A 19780-nucleotide genomic window follows, 5' to 3' on the forward strand; every position below is an offset into this window, starting at 1 on the left:
TGCACAACCTGCTACAATTTACACTACCAATTAAAAATCAATGTTTAAATCTGTGACAAATTAAATTTATCTTTGAGGAACAAAAACATTATTAAGTAGGCATCTTGTTTTTCCTCATAAAACAACTTCAAAATATACTGACTTACTTCAGCCCGTATAGATTTTTCGCCATTAACAAAGGGTGTACTAATAAAGGATAGTAATTGTGAATCTTTCAGCCTTAAATTTTTTTCGCAGTTTACGTAAAGACAATCACCAATTTGCAGTCATTGGTTTAGGTCGCTTTGGTCGCTCTGTATCCTCTACATTGCATAGATTAGGTTATGAAGTATTGGCAACAGATATTGATGAAAAGCGAGTATCTGAAGCACTCACAGAACGTATCGTTGGTCATGCATTACAGCTAGATTCTACAGAACCAGCAGCACTTAAAGAAGCCGGCATTTTTGAATTTGATACTGTCATCGTAGCCATCGGTAATTATATTCAAGAAAGTATCATCACTACCTTAAATGTCAAAGAAGGGGGCGTACCTCATGTAGTAGCCAAAGCCTCTAGCGAAGTTCACCAAAAGCTGTTAAAACGAGTGGGAGCAGATCATGTAGTATTCCCAGAATACGAAGCAGGTTGCGCCCTTGCACGTACACTTACTAAACCATCAATTCTAGAACGTTTTGACCTCGATCCAGATAACAGTATTGTCGAATTGATTGTACCCGACGAATTTCATGCCAAAACCATCACAGAGTTACAATTACGTAACCGCTACGGCTTAAATTTAATTGCAGTCAGTCAGGATGGTAAATTTATCATTAATCCAGAACCCACCAAACGTTTAGAGCGCGGTTCTGCGATGGTAGTAATTGGTCACAACAAAGATATCAATCGCTTGCCAATTTGAGTAAACTATCAAATATTTCAGCACGCTGAACTTTAATCGTCACTTTCAAACATTAATGTATTGAAAAGCAATGATCAAATTATTTACACATAAGAATTTAACTTATTTTCTATTACAAACTTCATCGCCAAATAGTAATTTAAAACATTACTAACTGGTCAATTAGTAATGTACCAGGTAAGCAATTCTTACGAATGCTGATTGCTCTACAATATGTTATCTCTAGTTAAAGAGCTTGATTGAAATTGTTGTAGAGAATCTAATGCTTAACATTACGCAGAAACCACAGGCTAGAATGTAATCTAGAAAATTCTCCGAAAATTGCACAAGTTAAAAAAACAATATACCTTATATTCCTTCTTGCAGAAGTCGGGAAAAGGAGAAGGGGAAAGATTTTGTACATTCCCTTTTTCCTTTGTCTACCTTTTGTAAAAATCACTTTTGCAAAAGGTATACTATTCACTTTTGGATACTTTGTGAGTTCTCCGAAAGAGTACCCTATGAGTATATTTGCTTTATTTACACCCTGATGCACTAGCGCCAAGTGGTTTCCCCAAATTGAGCAAACAGTCGATTGGGGTTGCTCTCGTTGTAGCAAGTGGACTGGAAACCATCTGCTTACCAGTCATTGCTCCACCTGTTCCCTTTCTACATGAGTAATTTCAGCAATCAAAGCCGTTCCTATAGCTGATTTCCATCAGCCTCAGATTTTCCTCATTTTTCAGGTCTAAGTTAATAGATAGCAAAATAACCTGTAAACCTATACACGCTAATTCCTTAAATCGGTTACACAAATATGTATTAGATATGAATTTTTTAGTATTGAATACAGATTTAATGAGAAATAAACCCGAATTAGAGCTATTTAGCTGAATTAATCTTTACTTTACCTAATTTATTTCTCAAAATCCCTACTTTCAAGCTTAATAGTCAGTTGTTAATGCCATAAAACTTACTTTTTCGTTCTTAAACTAAATGATAGAAGCTAATGTTTTTGTAGATAAAATTTTGATTTATACCATAAAGATCAGATAAATTTAAAATATTTAGATGTTTTTCACATTATTGTTACAATTGCTGAATAACCACCCATTTATTGGCATTACAGATATATAAACTAACAGTGTATGCATCATTAAATTGCCAATAATTAGATTTTATATACGCTTATACACGTCAATAAATTAATTTAAATATCTTATTTTTCTTTGAATAAATAAAAATAAGAATCTATCAAGAATTTTACAGATTAAAAGTAATAATTCCTTATTTATACGGAAGTTTTTTTTCAATAAAACAAGCTAGATTTTTATTTACCCAATGAGTTAAACAGCACGAACAAAGAAGAAGTCTTTCTGATGCAAATAAGTCTTGGTTATCAAGAATTAATACTGCTAAAGTTAGAAAAGATGTCTTTAAACCTCTACTGGAAAAGTTTTTGAGTTCAATTATTCATTGAACTGAGCAAATGAGCTTCCTAAGACTGTAAAGTTTTAGGCTAATTTAACTTGGCAATTGCCAGATGAATGGCTAAAAAAAATCCTGCTTGTTTTAGCAGGACAGATTTCGATTGAATATATACACCTCTATCATGCCAAAAACTAAGAGATTTATCAAACAGCCTTCAAAGTTCTACCGTTCTTTGGTAGCAACAGTATTATTGGCTAACGGCATTTTCCAGTTTGTTACACCTGTATTAGCTGAAGGGACAACTGCTGGTCAATCAATCAGCAACACAGCAACCGCAACTTACGAAGATCCCAACAATCCAGGGACGACTATTAATGCAACCTCTAACACTGTAACTGTGACAGTTGCAGAAGTTGCAGGTATTACCTTAGCACCTAAGGGCGTACCAGAAGATCAGACTCCTGCTGATCCTGTTAAGGTCGGTGATTTAATTATCTACACATACGAAGTCAAGAACGTAGGTAACGACCCCACCAGATTCCGGATTCCTAACTTAGCAACCACAACTGGGCCTGGTACAGTTTCCGGCACACTACCTGGTAGTACCACTAGTGGCGAATTGCAATACAGTACTGATGGTGGTACAACCTGGCTCAACTTCAATGCTGCTGAAGTCGTCACACCTTCAGTTCCAGTTAACGGTACTGTATTAGTACGTGTACCAGTTACCGTCCAAGCTGGTGCAAATACAGGTGACCTGATTACAGTTACCTTAGGTAACACACCTGGTAATGCTCAGAACGTAGAACGCATAGGACCTAATATTAACGGTGGTGACGTTTACACCGTAGATAACCCAGATGGTACTGGCGCTCCTGAAATCAATGGCGCACCAGTCAATGGTACTCGTGAAGCTAGCGACATCCAAGAAATTCAAGTTGGTGCTGTTCAGAAGAATCTAGCCTTAGCAACATTATTGAAAACTCGTGGTGCTTACGTAGATAATGATGCAACCCCTGGAACACCAACACCTGCCGATCTCTCAGATGATAGTGTTACCTACAATTTGAGTGTCAGGGTAGAAGGCAATGATGTTACCGGTTTAGGTATTACTCCAAATCCGTTAGCAGGTACTACAGGTATTAGTGTAGATGGCAATACCAGCAAAAATTACATCTTAATTTCTGATGATATTCCTACAGGTACAGTCTTAAAAGCAGCGCCAACAGCGCCTGCAGGTTGGACAGCAGTTTACAGCACTACAGCTATTGGTTCAACTAAAGCTAACGATGGTACTTCAGTACTATGGAAAACCTTCCAAGCAGGCGGTACTTTACAAGGTGCTGATACTTTAGCATCTGTAACACGTGTGGGTTTTGTCAAAGAGACTTTAGTCGCTGCTGATAATATTCCTGTAAATACAACTTTGACAGGCTTCTCAATTAAATTAGGTGTTGTTGGTACACCAGCAACTTTATCTATCAACAACATCGCGCAAGTATTTGGTCAAACGCCTAATGGTGGTTTACCTGTTTATGATGAATCTGGTGACCAAAATCCCAGTAACTACGATGGGCCTGTAGGTGGTATGACACCTCCTGCTGGTACAGATCTCAATAATGATGGTCTACCTGATAGCCCAACAGCAGTGAATAATACCGTTACTAATGGTGTTGCTGACCCGACTACACAAGGTGTTGACGCAAGTAATGACAACACTGGTGCTGGCCCTGGCGGTGAAGTTAATACCTTCCAAATTCAAGCTGCTACAGCTGCATCTGTACTGAATGGGCCTTTAAATGCACCTGGCGCAACCGGGCCAGATGGTACAACTGCAACTGACTTTACCAACAAATCTTCTTTAATTCCTGCCAATACATTACCAGGTAGTAAAATTGACCCGTCACCAGTAGGTTTCACTAACACATTACAGAACACTGGTACAGGAACAGGTAACATCACGCTTACACCGATCACACCAACCAATCCTTTAGACTTACCTAGTGGTACAACAGCAACTATTACCTTTGGTAGTAATTCTGCTGTTTATACCTATACTCAAGGTTCTGGTTTCGCCCTGACTAGTGGTACAGCGATTACAATCTCCAACGTTGCACCAGGTACACCTACTAGCTATGGTTTAGAAGTTAATTTACCAACCGGTACCAAGCTGTCAACTGATACTTTGACAGATTATGCAAATGATGTAGAATTTGGTTACCCTGTACCAATTCAAGCCACTATTACTGTTGGTGCAAATACATCCACTAACGTTACTATTGACCGGGTATATACTGGCTTCCTCAAATTAGTTAAAGTTTCACGAATCTTACAAGGAAACGGGCCAGCAGTAGGTACAGGTCAGGATGACTTTGAAAGTACACCGAAGTACACAAATCCCAACACAAACGTAGATATCGATCCTAATCCCACCGTTACTGATGTACCCAGAAATCCTGCACCTGGAAATATTATTGAATATCAGATTCGATACACAAATATTTCCAATGTCCAAGCTGGTGCTGGTAATGTGGTCTTGAATGCAGGCAATGTCGTAATTACTGAAGATGGTACAGCATCTCCCAATAATTGGGCAGTAGACAATGATGGCAACGGTATCATTGATACTAGTAACATAACTAATCCACAGGCTGCAGATTCTACGAGTGGAACAATCCAATTTTTCCCATCTGGTAACCAAACTGGAAGTACTCAAGCCACAGATGTTACTAAGTATGTAGACACCGCTAACGGTAATGTTATCCCGCAAGAGCAAAGAACATTTACCTTCCAACGTCGGGTTAACTAGAACCCCTCACCCCCTTTAGAGAAGAGGGGTTAACAAGTCCGTAGTCATGACTACGGACTTAAAAAATTAATGACATAGACCACTAGAACAATTTTCTAGCACCAGTAGGGAAAAATAAATCACTTATCAACATCTGAAAATATTCTGAGGTTTATTGACATGAAGCATGTTTCTATTGCAGGTATGGGAGCGATCGCTTTAATTGCGACAATTCCCTTTGTGAACCAAATACCAGGAGTAGCAAGCATTTGGCAATCGGGAAGTGCGATCGCACAAAATAGCAAATATCAAGGTCAAGTGCAGTTGCGCCTGGATGCAGAAAAGCAAGTAATCGAAAAGGATCAGCAGGGTAAACAAACCAAAAAATGGCAACCTTTAAAAGGGCAAGCTGTAGTTCAACCAGGAGATGTACTGCGCTACACCTTGAGTAGCGAAAATAAAAACGCTAATCCAATTAAGAACCTCACTCTCAATCAACCCATTCCCAAAGGAATGGTTTATGTGCTGAAATCTGCAACTGTGGATGCTAATAAAGAAGCCAAAATTACTTACAGCATTGATGATGGACGCAGCTTTGTAGAAAATCCCACTGTTAAAGTTACTCTACCCAATGGCAAAGTAGAAACTCAAGCTGCACCAGCCACTGCTTATACTCATATCCGTTTAAAACTACCATCCGTAGGTGCAAAGTCAATAGTCAAAGCATCTTATCAAGTGCAAGTACGTTGACAAAAAGGATGAGGGACTAGTACCGCTACCTTGGAAGTCAAAAGTCATTAATTATTTCTTCCTCATCTTCCTCATCCCTCATCCCTCATCCCTCATCCCCAGTCCCCAATTCCCATTCCCTAGTCCCCAGCCCATAGTCCCCATTCCTCAATTAAATTCACAGTCTTGGTATTTCATAGGAGAAATGTTAAGTGCTATTTCCCCAAATCCAAAAGCATTTCACTCCTAATAGTAGATTGTTGCAGAAATTAACTGCAACACTTCTTGTTAGCAATATCTTGCATGGTTCTTTACCAGTAAGAGCACAAGAAGCTGAAAACCAAACTGTGCGTCCAGCATTTATTAATCAAGCTCAATATACTTATACAGATACAGCTACTAATGACAAATATGAAGCAACTTCTTCTCAGATCAACCTTGGCTCTGATAAATTAGTTGACCCATTAGGCAGAATTTTAGGCTGTAGTGGGGAATTATTACCTGATTACACTGGATTTTCTATTGCTGTCTATGAACTCAATCCCAACGATCCAACAGGAACAGAATTAGGGCAATTATTACCACTAACGCGAACAGAATTTCCTGATATTGCTGACAATCAGATACCTGGTGGATTAAAACCAAATACTGAAAATAGTAATCCCTACTTTCTGACTAATAGCGAACCAAGAGGTACTTATAACTTTTTATTAGATCCAAATCAAGGACAAACAAATACAGGTAGCACTTATATTTTAGTCATCAATCCACCTGCAAATTCAATTTACCAACAACGACGTATCAAGATTCAAATTGTGGAAAACAATGGGGATGACAATAACAGCATCATTAAATATGTTGCTACTTCCCTGGATGGTCAACCAATTACCACTACAGGTGGTACTAATTTTACAGACACAGTAGCCCTTGTCCCAAATGCAGAAACCGTAGGACTTGATTTATTAGCATTTCGATTCACCACAGGGATGTGTCAACCCAATCAAGTACAGATTATCAAAACAAGCGATCGCGCTACTGCTGAACCTGGGGATACAGTTATTTACCGCCTGACAATCAAGAATTTATCAGATGCTGGTTTAAATAATCTGGTAATTACCGATAACTTACCGCTAGGATTTAAATTTTTACCACAATCAATCCGTGGTGAAATAGACTCTCAACCAGTCGCCATCACTTCAAAAACCAATGGCAACATTATTACATTAAGCGCAGATGTTACTGCTAGCGTCGGAAAAACACTGAATATTGTTTATGCGGTGCAACTTACCACTGATGCAGTGCGCGGGACGGGTCGCAACAGTGCAATTGTGAATGCACAAAGAACTGATAACGGTTTCAGTACTAAGGATGGGCCAGCCACTTACCAATTAAAAATTCGTCCCGGAATTGTTTCGGATTGTGGGACAATCATCGGTCGTGTGTTTGTTGACAAAAACTTTGACGGTGAACAACAACCTGGTGAGCGAGGAATCCCTAATGCTGTGATTTTCTTGGAGGATGGTAACCGTATCACTACAGACCCCAATGGACTGTTCTCCGTAGCTAATGTTTTACCAGGAAACCATACAGGTGTATTAGACCTTAGCAGCGTCAATGGTTACACTCTAGCTCCTAATGAGAAATTCCGCGAACGTAATAGTCAATCTCGCTTAGTGCGTTTAGAACCTGGTGGGCTAGTACGTATGAATTTCGCCGTCACCCCAGCCTTCCCGGAGCAAATTAAGAAATGAAACCCAGACTCCACCATACAACTACTTTCAACCTCAGCTTGATCGGGGCTATGGCAGGAGCCTTGAGTATAATTTTGTACCCAGTTGTTGCTCATGGGGAAACTACTGATAATTCACAGCTTGCGGTTGAGGTTAATGACAACTTCAATTCTGCTTTACAGGCGGAGAAGGTTGAACAAATTACAGTCAGTTCAGAAGAACCAGAGAGCAAGGTTCCTGATACAATAATCGATGTAAATTCAGCTGATATTTTTGCGAAAAATCAACAGCAACTTACAACAGCTAGCTTGATTGAGAGTTCATCTATCAATTTTGATTCTTCAACATTTGATACCGAATTTAGCGATCAATACGACACAATAGCTACAACTGAAATTGAGAAAGAAATACAGCCTTCTTCACTAATACAACCCTTTCAACCAACAGTTGAGACCACATTACCCAGAGGCTTATCTAAAATTGCTGCTGATGTTTCTAGTAGTACTACGTCAGCAACAACAGAAATCCCAACCTTTCAACCAACAGTTGAGACCACATTACCCAGAGGCTTATCTAAAATTGCTGCTGATGTTTCTAGTAGTACTACGTCAGCAACAACAGAAATCCCAACCTTTCAACCAACAGTTGAGACCACATTACCCAGAGGCTTATCTAAAATTGCTGCTGATGTTTCTAGTAGTACTACGGCAGCAATAACAGAAATCCCAACCTTTCAACCAGCAGTTGAGACCACATTACCTAGAGGCTTATCTAAAATTGCGGCTGATGCTTCTAGTGATAGTACGGTAGCAACAACAGAAATCCCAACCTTTCAACCAGCAGTTGAGACCACATTACCTAGAGGTTTATCTAAAATTACTGCTGATGCTTTTAGTGATAGTACGGTAGCAACAACAGAAATCCCAACCTTTCAACCAACAGTTGAGACCACATTACCTAGAGGCTTATCTAAAATTGCAGAGGGAATCAAAGAGAGTATAGATTCTAATTCGCCATCTCCTAATACTTCCCCCATTTCCACAGGAGTGAAAATCCTAACCCCAACAGCTGACAGTGTTTTAGATGCTCCAGCAACTACGGTGAGTGTACAATTTCCGGCTGGGAGTCAAGTGGAACTGCGGGTAAATGGAACGCTGGTAGATTCTTCTTTAGTTGGACGAACAGAAAGTGATAGTACTACTAACCTAGTAACGCAGACATGGTATGGAGTCTCGTTACAATCAGGAAAAAACACTATTTCTGCACAAATCTTAGGTAGTACAGAACCGCCAGCGACAGTGCAAGTAGTAATTAGAGGCACGCCAAAACAACTCACATTAGAAACAGTAGAATCTCGGATTCCTGCTGATGGACGTACAACAGCCACAGTAAAGGGTCAATTAATCGATGAAAATGGCAATCGCTCTAATCAAGATGCTGTCATCACTTTAATACCTACGGCTGGGGATTTTGTTGGTCAAGATTTCAAGCCTGACCAACCTGGATTTCAAGTGGAGGCGAAGGGAGGACAATTTACAGCTACGCTGCGTTCTAATCTGAAAGCCCAAACTGTCAGAATTCTGGCCAAGGTGAATGATCTAGAAGCCTTTACCCAACTGCAATTTGAAACAGCGTTACGTCCTAGTCTGCTTACTGGTGTAGTCGATTTGCGTTTAGGTGCTAGAGGTACAGATTATTATGGCAGTTTTCGTGATTTTCTCCGTCCAGACAGAGATAACAGAACTCAATTAGATTTCCACTCCGCAATATTTGCCACTGGTGCGATTGGTGATTGGTTATTTACTGGTGCTTACAACAGTTCTCGCAACCTCAACGAGGACTGCAACTGTGATAACCGTCTATTTCGTAGTAACCAATTCAGCGAGCAAAACTATCCTGTCTATGGGGATAGTTCCACATCTACCGTTGTCACGCCTTCCATTGACAGCGTGTATGTACGTTTCGAGCATTCATCTGGTATCCCAGGGACTACTCCCGATTATTTTATGTGGGGTGACTACAATACAGAGGAATTTGCTCGAGCATCGCAGCAGTATACCGCCACTACCCGTCAACTACACGGTTTTAAAGCCAACTACAACCTAGGAAATCTTCAATTTACAGCATTCTATGGCAATAACCTCCAAGGTTTCCAACGAGATGCGATCGCTCCTGATGGGACTAGTGGTTATTATTTTCTGTCTCGCCGCATCTTAGTTCCTGGTAGTGAAAATGTATTTTTGGAGTTAGAAGAACTCAACCGTCCGGGGACAGTACTACAACGTAAACAACTAGACCGAGGTTCAGACTACGAAATTGATTACGATCGCGGAACTCTATTATTCCGCGAACCAATTCTCCGCACTGATGTTGATCAAGATGGACAAGTTTTAGTCCGGCGGATTATTGTCAGCTATCAATATGACACTCAAGATTCTAATAGTGATATTTATGCAGGTCGCTTACAATACAACTTCTCTCGCGCTGTCAATCAGGAAAGTTGGTTAGCTGCAACCTACGTCAGAGAAAACCAAGGGGTGCGCGGCTTTGAATTATATGGCGCTGATGCCATGATTGCTTTAGGTGGTAACAGCAAGTTAATAGCAGAATATGCTCATTCCACCAATAATTCTGATGTTATGGGTAAGGTTAGTGGTGAAGCTTACCGCTTAGAAGCTGAAGGACAAATTTTTAAAGGTATCCAAGGTCGTGCCTATTATCGTTATGCTGGGACGGGTTTTGCCAATAATGCCACCATCAGCTTTGTCCCGGGTCAAACTCGTTATGGCGCACAATTAACAGGTCAAGTTTCTGCAACTACCAATATCCGACTGCAATATGACCACGAAGATAATTTTGGCATTGCACCTCAACCCCTAGATACATTTGAAGAACTGTTTTCACCACGTTCTCAAGCTGTTCCTGGTAGTCAAGTAAATAATTCCCTAACGACAATTTCCGCTGGAATTCAACAACGTTTTGGTAGCACCACTGTTGATTTAGATTGGATTCATCGCAACCGGGAAGATCGGATTCCTGCAAATGCGCTCAGTAGTAATTCCGATCAATTGCGATCGCGTTTGACAGTTCCCTTAGCGAGTAACCTGACTTTCCAAGCACAAAATGAACTGACTTTATCTTCAACCAAGGATACTGTTTACCCAGACCGGACTATTTTTGGACTCAACTGGGCTGTCATCCCTGGTATTAATATCAGTCTTGCCCAACAGTTTTACAGTAGCGGTCAATTGTCCGGTAATTCTATTACTAGCCTCAGTGTGAATGGCGAACACAAGCTTGGTACTGATACCACCTTGACTGGTCGTTACTCAATTTTGGGTGGTGCTAATGAAATCACTACCCAAGGAGCCATAGGTTTGAATAACCGTTGGTCTATTGCGCCTGGTTTGCGGTTAAATCTGGCTTACGAACATGTATTTGGCAGCTTCTTCCAAAAGACTGGGGCGGGTCAGCAATTTAGCCAACCTTTTGCTTCTGGTCAAAGTGCTTCTGCTATTGGGTTTAATGGTGGTGATAGCTACAGTGTTGGGCTGGAATACTCTGATAATCCTCAATTTCAAGCCAGCGCCCGTTATGAGTATCGTAGTTCCGCCGGTGGTTCCAATACTGTAATTTCAGCGGCTGCAACTGGTAAGATTTCTCCGTCGCTGACAGCTTTAGTACGTTATCAACAGGCAAACTCTTCTAATCAAAAACTTACAGGATTAGGAGATACAGTCAACCTGAAGGTGGGTTTAGCCTACCGTGACCCCCGTAGCGATAAATTTAACGCTTTGTTGCGTTATGAATACCGTCAAAATCCCGCAACTATCCCGGACACTATTTTGTTAGGTAGTGGTACAGGTTCCGAAGATCATACTTTTGCTTTAGAGGCTATCTATGCTCCCAATTGGCAATGGGAATTTTATGGCAAATATGCTTTACGTAATAGTACCTCTTACCTAGCCAGTGATTTAGTTGGTACTACTACAGTCAACCTGGCCCAATTCCGCGCTACTTATCGCTTAGGGTACAGCATGGATTTGGTTGGTGAAGCCCGTGTGATTAATCAATCTACCTATACAGAAACAGGCTTTGTCATCGAAGCTGGCTATTATCTCAGCCCTAATTTGCGGCTTGCTGCTGGATATGTTTTTGGCCGAGTTGATGATCGAGATTTTTCTGGTACTCGCTCTGCAGGAGGGCCATATTTAGGTATCACACTGAAGCTCAACGAATTATTTGATGGTTTTGGGCAGCAAAAAGTTACCCCATTCCAAGAAAAAGAATCTCAAGTACCAGGAAAGTTAAGAATATGACGAAATATATACGTATTTTTTTAAGTAATTTAACCTTAAAATCAAACAACTCACACACCATAAAAGCAAATAAAAAAAGAAAATTAGGAGGGTGAAACAAGTTACGCACCAAATTGCTCTAGATATCAAATTTTACATTGATGAGGGCAAGAAATGTTAAATATAATCTTACTTGCAGCAGCAATTATTATAGTCACCGTAGTGATGATTTTACACAATCAAATAAGTACTAAATTATACCGAAATTTTATAATTGGCTTTCTAAGCCTCATCCTATTTATCAGTCCGCTCAATTATCACAACGACATCGTTCTCGCTGCGGGAAATGACCCTTGTGCCACACCCGGAAAAGATGGTTTTGGCACCATCAACGGTATTGTCAATTCCTATTTCGCTGCTAATTCTGGAACCGTCAATAGTGGCGCAACTTCGATTACCGTAGGAACCAAATTGCCTACTTCAGCCCCCAATATTGCAGTTGGGGATTTGCTGATGATTATTCAGATGCAAGATGCTGACATTGACTCCAGCAACACAGCTAGCTACGGAAATGGTACTAGCGGAGATGTGCCAGCCTATAGTAGTCCTGAGCCAACACCGCCTACAGTGGCTACTGATACTCCCCCTTCTACAGGAGCCAGTGGCTTTACAGTAATTAATAATGCCGGACATTATGAATTTATTACAGTTACTAGTGTGTCGGGGTCAACAATTGGGATTAAGGGGACTGGAGCTAGTAAAGGACTGAACTATACATATCGCTCCGCTTCAGCCACGAGTACAGCAGGTAGACGTAGTTACCAGATTATTCGAGTACCTCAATACTCTAGCGTTACCTTGAATACGGGCGTGACTGCTTTACCTTGGGATGGAACTGTTGGTGGAGTTTTTGCTATAGATGTAGCAGGCAAAATGACTTTGGGTGGTGGTACTATTGTCGATCTGCGGGGTAAAGGGTTTCGTCCCGGAGCAGGTCGTCAATTAACAGGAGGAAGCGGTGGTGCGAATACAGACTATCGCTCTATCAGTACAAATGGTTTTAATGGTTCCAAGGGAGAAGGTATCGCTGGTACACCTAAATTCGTACTTGACTACTTGAACCCCAGTACCATTAGTGCAACCAATGGTAACCCACCGACGGCACCAACAACAATCACCAATACTGACGAAGGATATCCCAATGGTAGCTATGGACGAGGTGCGCCTGGCAATGCAGGCGGAGGTAGCACAGATGGCAGACCCTCAAATAACGACGAAAACAGTGGTGGGGGTGGTGGTGCCAATGGTGGAGATGGCGGTCGTGGGGGACGAGCTTGGAATAGTCAAGTACCATCGGGCGGTTTTGGAGGTAAGGCATTTACCACAGCACTAATTAATAATGGTGAACGCCTATTTATGGGCGGAGGTGGTGGCGCAGGTACAACCAATAATGCCACAACTTCTGTTAGTAGAACCCTTGGTACGACCTATACTGGTGACCCAACCTATGCGAATGGTGCAGATTTTAATGGTAGTAATACAACATCAGGTACTGGTATCTACAGCAGTGGTGGTGCAGGAGGGGGCGTTGCCTTAGTTCGGGCTGATACTATTGCTGGCAGTGGTACCTTTGATGTTCGAGGTGTACAAGGTTTAAGCATCGGAAATGACGGAGCTGGCGGTGGCGGTGCGGGAGGAACTGTCTATGCTGTTGCCTATGATGTCAAAAGTACAGGTACAACAGGTATTAGTAATCTCAGCGTTAATGCTGCTGGTGGTGATGGCGGTTGGTCAACTTTTAGAGAAGCTCATGGCCCTGGTGGCGGTGGTGGTGGTGGCGTTGTCATTAGTACGAGTGCCGCAGCAACTGTCACTAGCCTTGCGGGAGGAGCAGGTGGTCAAACTGGATTATTAGGTAATGCCAATCCGCGTAACTTTTATGCAGAAGGCGGCACTGGTTTAGTAGCCCCAATTTCTGCGAACGATAGCCCAGGAATTAAAAGTGGTGCTCAGTGCTTACCGAAATTAACCGTAACTAAAACCACCAGCACTCCCACAATCACTAAACCGGGAACGGGTGCAATGACAGCGACTTATACCATCACAGTATCTAACGCTGCTCTCACATCCTCAGCTACTAATGTGGTGATTTCCGATTTGCTGCCTACAGGTTTCACCTATGCTTCGACTACTTCAGTGACTATGAGCAGTGGTGCAACTCGGCCTACAAGCACTAATCCAACTGCAGCAGCAACCAATCCCAGTTGGGGGACGTTTAAGATTCCGGAAGCTGAGTCTGTCACCATTGTTTTTAAAGTTGATATTCCTAACGCTACTGCCTTAGGAACTTATCAAAACCCAGCAACAGCCACCTATGACGATCCAACTCGGACTACAGCAGGTGGAACTACAACTGCTAGTTATAATTCTGCCTCGAGTACGGGAGAAGATGTAACGATTATTGGGATAGATTATGGCGATGCACCGGATACTACTAGTGGTACAGGTGCAGGCGACTATCAAACAACTTTAGCGAATGGAGGAGCCAGTCATAACATTGTTAGTACTCTCAAAATGGGGGCAAATATTGATGCTGATGATGGCACATTGCAAAATGCTAATGCCAATGCTGATGATACAACGGGTACACCTGATGATGAAGATGGTGTGACTTTACCTGCTATTAACACCAGCACCACATCTTACACTGCTACAGTCAACGTTACTAATACGGCGGCGGCGGCTTATTTAGTTGGTTGGATTGACTTTAACAAAGATGGTGTGTTTGCAGCTAGTGAAGGTGTGGCTTATGATTCCAATACAGGTTTAGCAGGTATCCAACCGATCGCAGTTAGTGCTACAGCCCAAAACATCAATATTCAGTGGACAGGGATTACGGGATTAACTGTGGGTGATACTTATGCTCGTTTCCGCTTGAGTGATAGCGCCACTCTCACAACCTCTACTCCCAATACTGCGATCGCCAATGGTGAAGTTGAGGACTATAAAATTAGCATTGGTGCTGTGCCAAATCTTAGCCTAGTTAAACGAATTACGGCGATTAATGGCACAAATATTACCACTGCCTTTGTTAATGATTCCACCGTCAATGATGACGCAACTGGCTGGCCAACTAATAAAGATAAATATTTGCGTGGAGCGATCGCCTGCAATACTGGTAATGCTTGTAACTCAGTCTCTGGAGTATTACCAGGAGATAACCTAGAATACACAATTTACTTTCTTTCCAGTGGTACAGATAACCTCAAGAATGTGAAAATCTGCGATCGCATTCCTACTAATACCACTTTCCAAGCAAATACTTACGCCTCTGGCAATGGCATTCTTTTTGGTTGGGATAATACAGCACTGGCTGATCCTAGTACTTCAACAGGAACAGGTAAAGTACAACTCACCAACACTGCAGATAGCGATCGCGGTCAATTCTATAGTGCGGGCACATCATTACCCAATCCTCCTTGTGGTGCAGCTACCAATACGAATGGTGGAGTTGTAGTAGATTTGGGTGCCAGCACTATCGTTCCCAAAGCCACAGCAGCTGGGACACCTTTTGCTTCCTACGGTTTCGTCCGCTTTAACGTGAAAGTCAATTAATCCACTGCCAATCAAACTTATGTTATTTACTTACTCAGTAATAAGCCCAAAATCCTTGCTTTTGCCTCTAAGTGCGATATAAATAACGTGTTATTATTGCACTCTTTTTCTCATACTCAGGGTTTATACGGAGAAATACCAGATATGAGTTAACCCTTCTGCCCATTAGGGGGAGTTACTTTACAGCCAAAACTAGATAATCGCTATGTCAACCTCCTTTCTTCGAGCATCGACTCGCTTATTTTTAACCACTGCCATAATTTGTGGCAGTTTCTTACCTTTACTCAAAACGGTTTTGGCTGATTCGACTCCTCCGGGGACTACTATCGACAATAGCGCCACGGGCAGTTTTGAAGGAGAGACATCAGGCACTACTAATACCGTGACTTCTAACACTGTCAGCGTCACTGTTTTAGAAGTGGCAGGAATTACGATTAATTCAAGTAGTGTGCCAACAGAAGCCCCTAGTAATGTGACTAATGCGGGCACATATCAAGGAATTGCGGGAATTAATACAGGTGATGTGGTCTATTTTGACTTCACCATTACTAATACTGGTAATGATCCGACGCAATTTTTTATTCCTGGTACAGCAACAATTGCAGGTGGGACATTAGAAGGTATTCAGATTATTGCTGTTGATCCTGATGGTACAGGTGCGGCTTCACAGGCAACAGTTGCCGTCAATGTTCCCAGTACCGGGGATAATACAATCAATTTGTTAGGTACGACTAATGGTTATATCCCTGTAAATGGCACAGTCAAAGTGCGAGTAGCTGTCAAAGTTACAGAAACAGTGGTGAATAATTCTATTACTGTAACTTTAGGAAATACACCTGTTCCTCCCAATCCCAGCAGCCAAAACCAACCTTATACAGCCAATGGCAATCTTGATGTTTATACAGTAGATTTGCCCAATGGGACAACGATTCCTAGTAGCTATGCCAGCATTCCTACAGTTAGTCAAGTTGCAGAAGCTAGCGGTAATCCTGCTAATGGCGATTCTACCAATCATCGCCAAGAAGCAAGCGCAAATCAATCTATTGCATTAGCAGCTACACCAAATACTTCTGGTTATAAATCAGTACAATTAACCACCGACAATGATAGTACCAATAGCGTTACTTCTGGTGACAAACTTACCTGGAGAGTTACCTATGCTAATACTGGTTCGGTAGATATTAGCAACTTCCAAATTACAGATGCTTTACCAGCAGGAGTAACACTATCCACAGCATTAGCTGCTGCGAATATTACTGTCAATGCTACACAAGCAACAGCACCATCTGCTAATACTAGTTATAACGGTACAGGTAATAATAATCTCTTTGCTGCTGGCGTAACATTCAAAGCAGGTGGAGTGATTACAATTGATATTCCTGTGAATGTGAATGCAGCATTACCTAATGGCACAATTCTCAGCAATCAACCTACTGGTAATGGCTCAAATTTACCGACAGTGGGCGTAAAAACAGACAATATTGACAATACTACGACAGGGTTACCTACAGGAGTTACGCCGTTAACTAACAGTATTCTGCAAACTCAAAATTCTAGTATTGATCCCACAACTGTAATTGTGGGAACTCCTACTGTAGTTGGTTATAAATCAGTTAAATTAACAACCGATCAAGGTGCAACAGGTCTTGACCCTGGAGACACTGTAACATGGACAGTAATTTATAAAAATACCGGAACAGTTGATGTTCCTAATTTTCAAATTACTGATACATTACCATCAGGGGTAACTAAATCAGGAACACCTACTGTTGTAACTGCAAGTGGTGGGGGGCAAACTTCTCCGACAATTAATAGTAGTTATGACGGTGTTAGTAATACTAACCTCTTTACTTCTGGAATTACATTAAAAGCAGGAGGAACAATAGTTGTTAATATTCCTGTAACGATTAATAGCGGAGTATCAGGTACAAAATCCAACCAAGCTACAGGCAAAGGTAATAACTTAACAACCGCAGGCATCAATACAGATAACGTTGATAGCGACACAGGAATAACAGAAGTTCCTGCAGCTAGTATTAAGCAAACTCAAACAGGAACAATTGACCCCACTGTTATTAATATTCCTGCTACTACACCAACGCCAAATTTATCAGGTTATAAATCTGTAAAACTGACAAATGATTTAGATAGTAGTAGTAGCATTACTACAGGAGATACAGTTACATGGACGGTTACTTACATCAATACAGGTACAGTTGATGTAAGTAACTTCCAAATTACTGATATATTGCCATCAGGATTAACAAAATCAGGCAGCATTAATATTACGACTAATAATACTCAAGGTACAGCACCAACTGCCAATAGTAGTTATGATGGCACTGGCAATAATGGTCTTTTACAAACCCCAATTACTTTCAAAGCTGGGGGTATTATTACAGTTACAATTCCTGTAACTATTAACGCTGGAGCATCTGGTACAAAATCGAATCAAGCAACAGCTAATGGTGGGAATATCTCAGCCACCAATACAGATAATGTTGATAGCACTACTACCGGATTACCTACAGGTGTAACCATACCTAGTGGTAGCGTTACGCAAACACAAAATCCTAGCATTGATCCAACTACATTTACAATTATTGCGCCTCAAGTATCAGGTTCCAAATCTGTGAAATTAACCACAGATGCAGATACAAGTAATAGTGTTACGCCTGGAGATACAGTCACATGGACAATTATTTATAAAAACTCGGGAACAGCGAGTGCTTCCAATTTTCAAATAGCAGATGCTTTACCAACTGGAGTTACAAAAACCGGAACACCAACTGTCAGCGTCAGTGGTGTAGGGCAAACAACGCCCACCGTTGATACTAACTACAATGGTAACGGCAATAATAATCTTTTCAGTACTACAGTGCCTTTAGTCGCTGGGGGTGTAATAGCTGTTAAAATTCCTGTGACAGTTAATGCTAATCAAGTAGGAGATAAAGTTAACCAAGCTGTAGGTACAGGCACAGGCATCACCGCAGTTAATACAGATAATGTAGATAGTACCTCCACATTACCTAGTGATGTATCCGCTCAAATTGAAACAGGCAGTATAGCACAAACTCAGCTAGCATCTGTTGACGCTACTAAAATCAGTATTCCCGAAGTTCAAGGATTTAAATCTGTCAAATTAACTAATGATGTAGATACTAATAATGTAGTTACTGCTAATGATGAATTAACCTGGACAATTGTTTATAAAAATACTAGTAACGTACCAATTAGTAATTTCCAAATTACAGATTTTTTAGATACTAATGTGACTAGAACTGGGGCAAATCCGATTTCTGTAAACGTGAAAATTGCTGGAGTTAGTCAAACAGCACCTACTATTAATTCTGCTTACACAGGTTCCAATCCTAATGCGAATTTAATTGATGCCTCTACTCCCTATACATTACCTGCTAATGCTGTTATTACTATCAATGTTCCTGTAAAAATTATCAGTGCTACTCCGGCAAATACAGTTTTAAGTAATCAAAGTATAGCCACTGCTAGTAACTTGCCTAGTATTGGTATCAAAACAGATAACGTTGATAGTAACCCTAGCACTACTTTACCAGCAGATGTCACTATACCCAGCGATAGTATTGATCAAACAGAAAATGGCGGAACAATTGACCCAACTACTGTAACTACAGTTGTTCCCCCTGTAAGTGGTGTTCCGAATTTACTGTTGGTGAAAAGAATTACCGCGATTAATGGTTTGAATATCACAGGGTTTGTAGACGATACAACTAGTTCTCAAGCTAGTGATGATGATAATGCTAACTGGCCTACTCCCAAGAATACCTACTTACCGGGAGCAATCAATCTCAGCAATATTAAACCAGGCGATCAGCTAGAGTATACAATTTATTATCTTTCTACTGGTACTCAAGATGCGACAAATGTCACAATTTGCGATTTAATTCCTAGTAATACTACCTTTTTGGGAACAGCATTTAATGGACTGACTGCTGATACAGGTGGTTTACCACAAGCAGATATGGGGATAGCATTTGCCAATAGCAACACTAGTTTACCTACTGTGCCAACAGTTTACATGACTAATGTTGCTGATGGCGATCGCGGTTTCTTTTATGCGCCAGGGACTACACCTCCAAGCATTTGTAAAAAACCCGTTAGTTTTACTACGATGACAGCCGCAGATAACACTAATGGTTTAGTAATGGTTAATGTAGTGACAAGTCCTACAACCTTACCCAAAGCGACTGGATCTGGGAGTCCGACTAATTCTTATGGATATATAAGGTTCAAAGTTAAGGTGAATTGATCAGCTGTTACTCATTTAAAT

The 19780-nt window shown here is 41.1% G+C and carries 7 protein-coding genes; all 7 read left to right on the forward strand.

What is annotated here, in order from left to right; translation table 11 throughout:
* The first annotated feature begins 205 nt into the window (after positions 1 to 205).
* The 7 genes from HG267_RS22545 (at position 206) to HG267_RS22575 (ending at position 19759) form a co-directional block, all read left to right on the forward strand.
* Complete coding sequence (locus HG267_RS22545; protein WP_045868075.1) at positions 206 to 901, forward strand: potassium channel family protein; 696 nt, start codon at positions 206 to 208, stop codon at positions 899 to 901.
* A 1591-nt stretch (positions 902 to 2492) separates the two neighbouring features.
* Complete coding sequence (locus tag HG267_RS22550; protein WP_045868077.1) at positions 2493 to 5120, forward strand: beta strand repeat-containing protein; 2628 nt, start codon at positions 2493 to 2495, stop codon at positions 5118 to 5120.
* Between the two features lie 159 nt (positions 5121 to 5279).
* Positions 5280 to 5849 (forward strand): DUF11 domain-containing protein, encoded by a 570-nt coding sequence (locus HG267_RS22555; protein ID WP_045868078.1) that lies wholly within the window; start codon positions 5280 to 5282, stop codon positions 5847 to 5849.
* A 191-nt stretch (positions 5850 to 6040) separates the two neighbouring features.
* A complete protein-coding gene (locus HG267_RS22560; RefSeq protein WP_263419965.1) occupies positions 6041 to 7579 on the forward strand; it encodes an isopeptide-forming domain-containing fimbrial protein in 1539 nt (512 codons plus the stop codon).
* A complete protein-coding gene (locus HG267_RS22565; protein WP_235623005.1) occupies positions 7576 to 11877 on the forward strand; it encodes a TonB-dependent receptor in 4302 nt (1433 codons plus the stop codon). The genes HG267_RS22560 and HG267_RS22565 overlap by 4 nt, the downstream gene beginning before the upstream one ends.
* Before the next feature lie 153 nt (positions 11878 to 12030).
* On the forward strand, positions 12031 to 15471 hold the full coding sequence (locus HG267_RS22570; RefSeq protein ID WP_052335061.1) for a beta strand repeat-containing protein: 3441 nt from the start codon (positions 12031 to 12033) through the stop codon (positions 15469 to 15471).
* A 205-nt stretch (positions 15472 to 15676) separates the two neighbouring features.
* Complete coding sequence (locus HG267_RS22575; protein WP_045868079.1) at positions 15677 to 19759, forward strand: beta strand repeat-containing protein; 4083 nt, start codon at positions 15677 to 15679, stop codon at positions 19757 to 19759.
* The last annotated feature ends 21 nt before the right edge of the window (positions 19760 to 19780 follow it).

The organism is Tolypothrix sp. PCC 7601, from assembly GCF_025677855.1.
Taxonomy (GTDB): domain Bacteria; phylum Cyanobacteriota; class Cyanobacteriia; order Cyanobacteriales; family Nostocaceae; genus Aulosira; species Aulosira diplosiphon.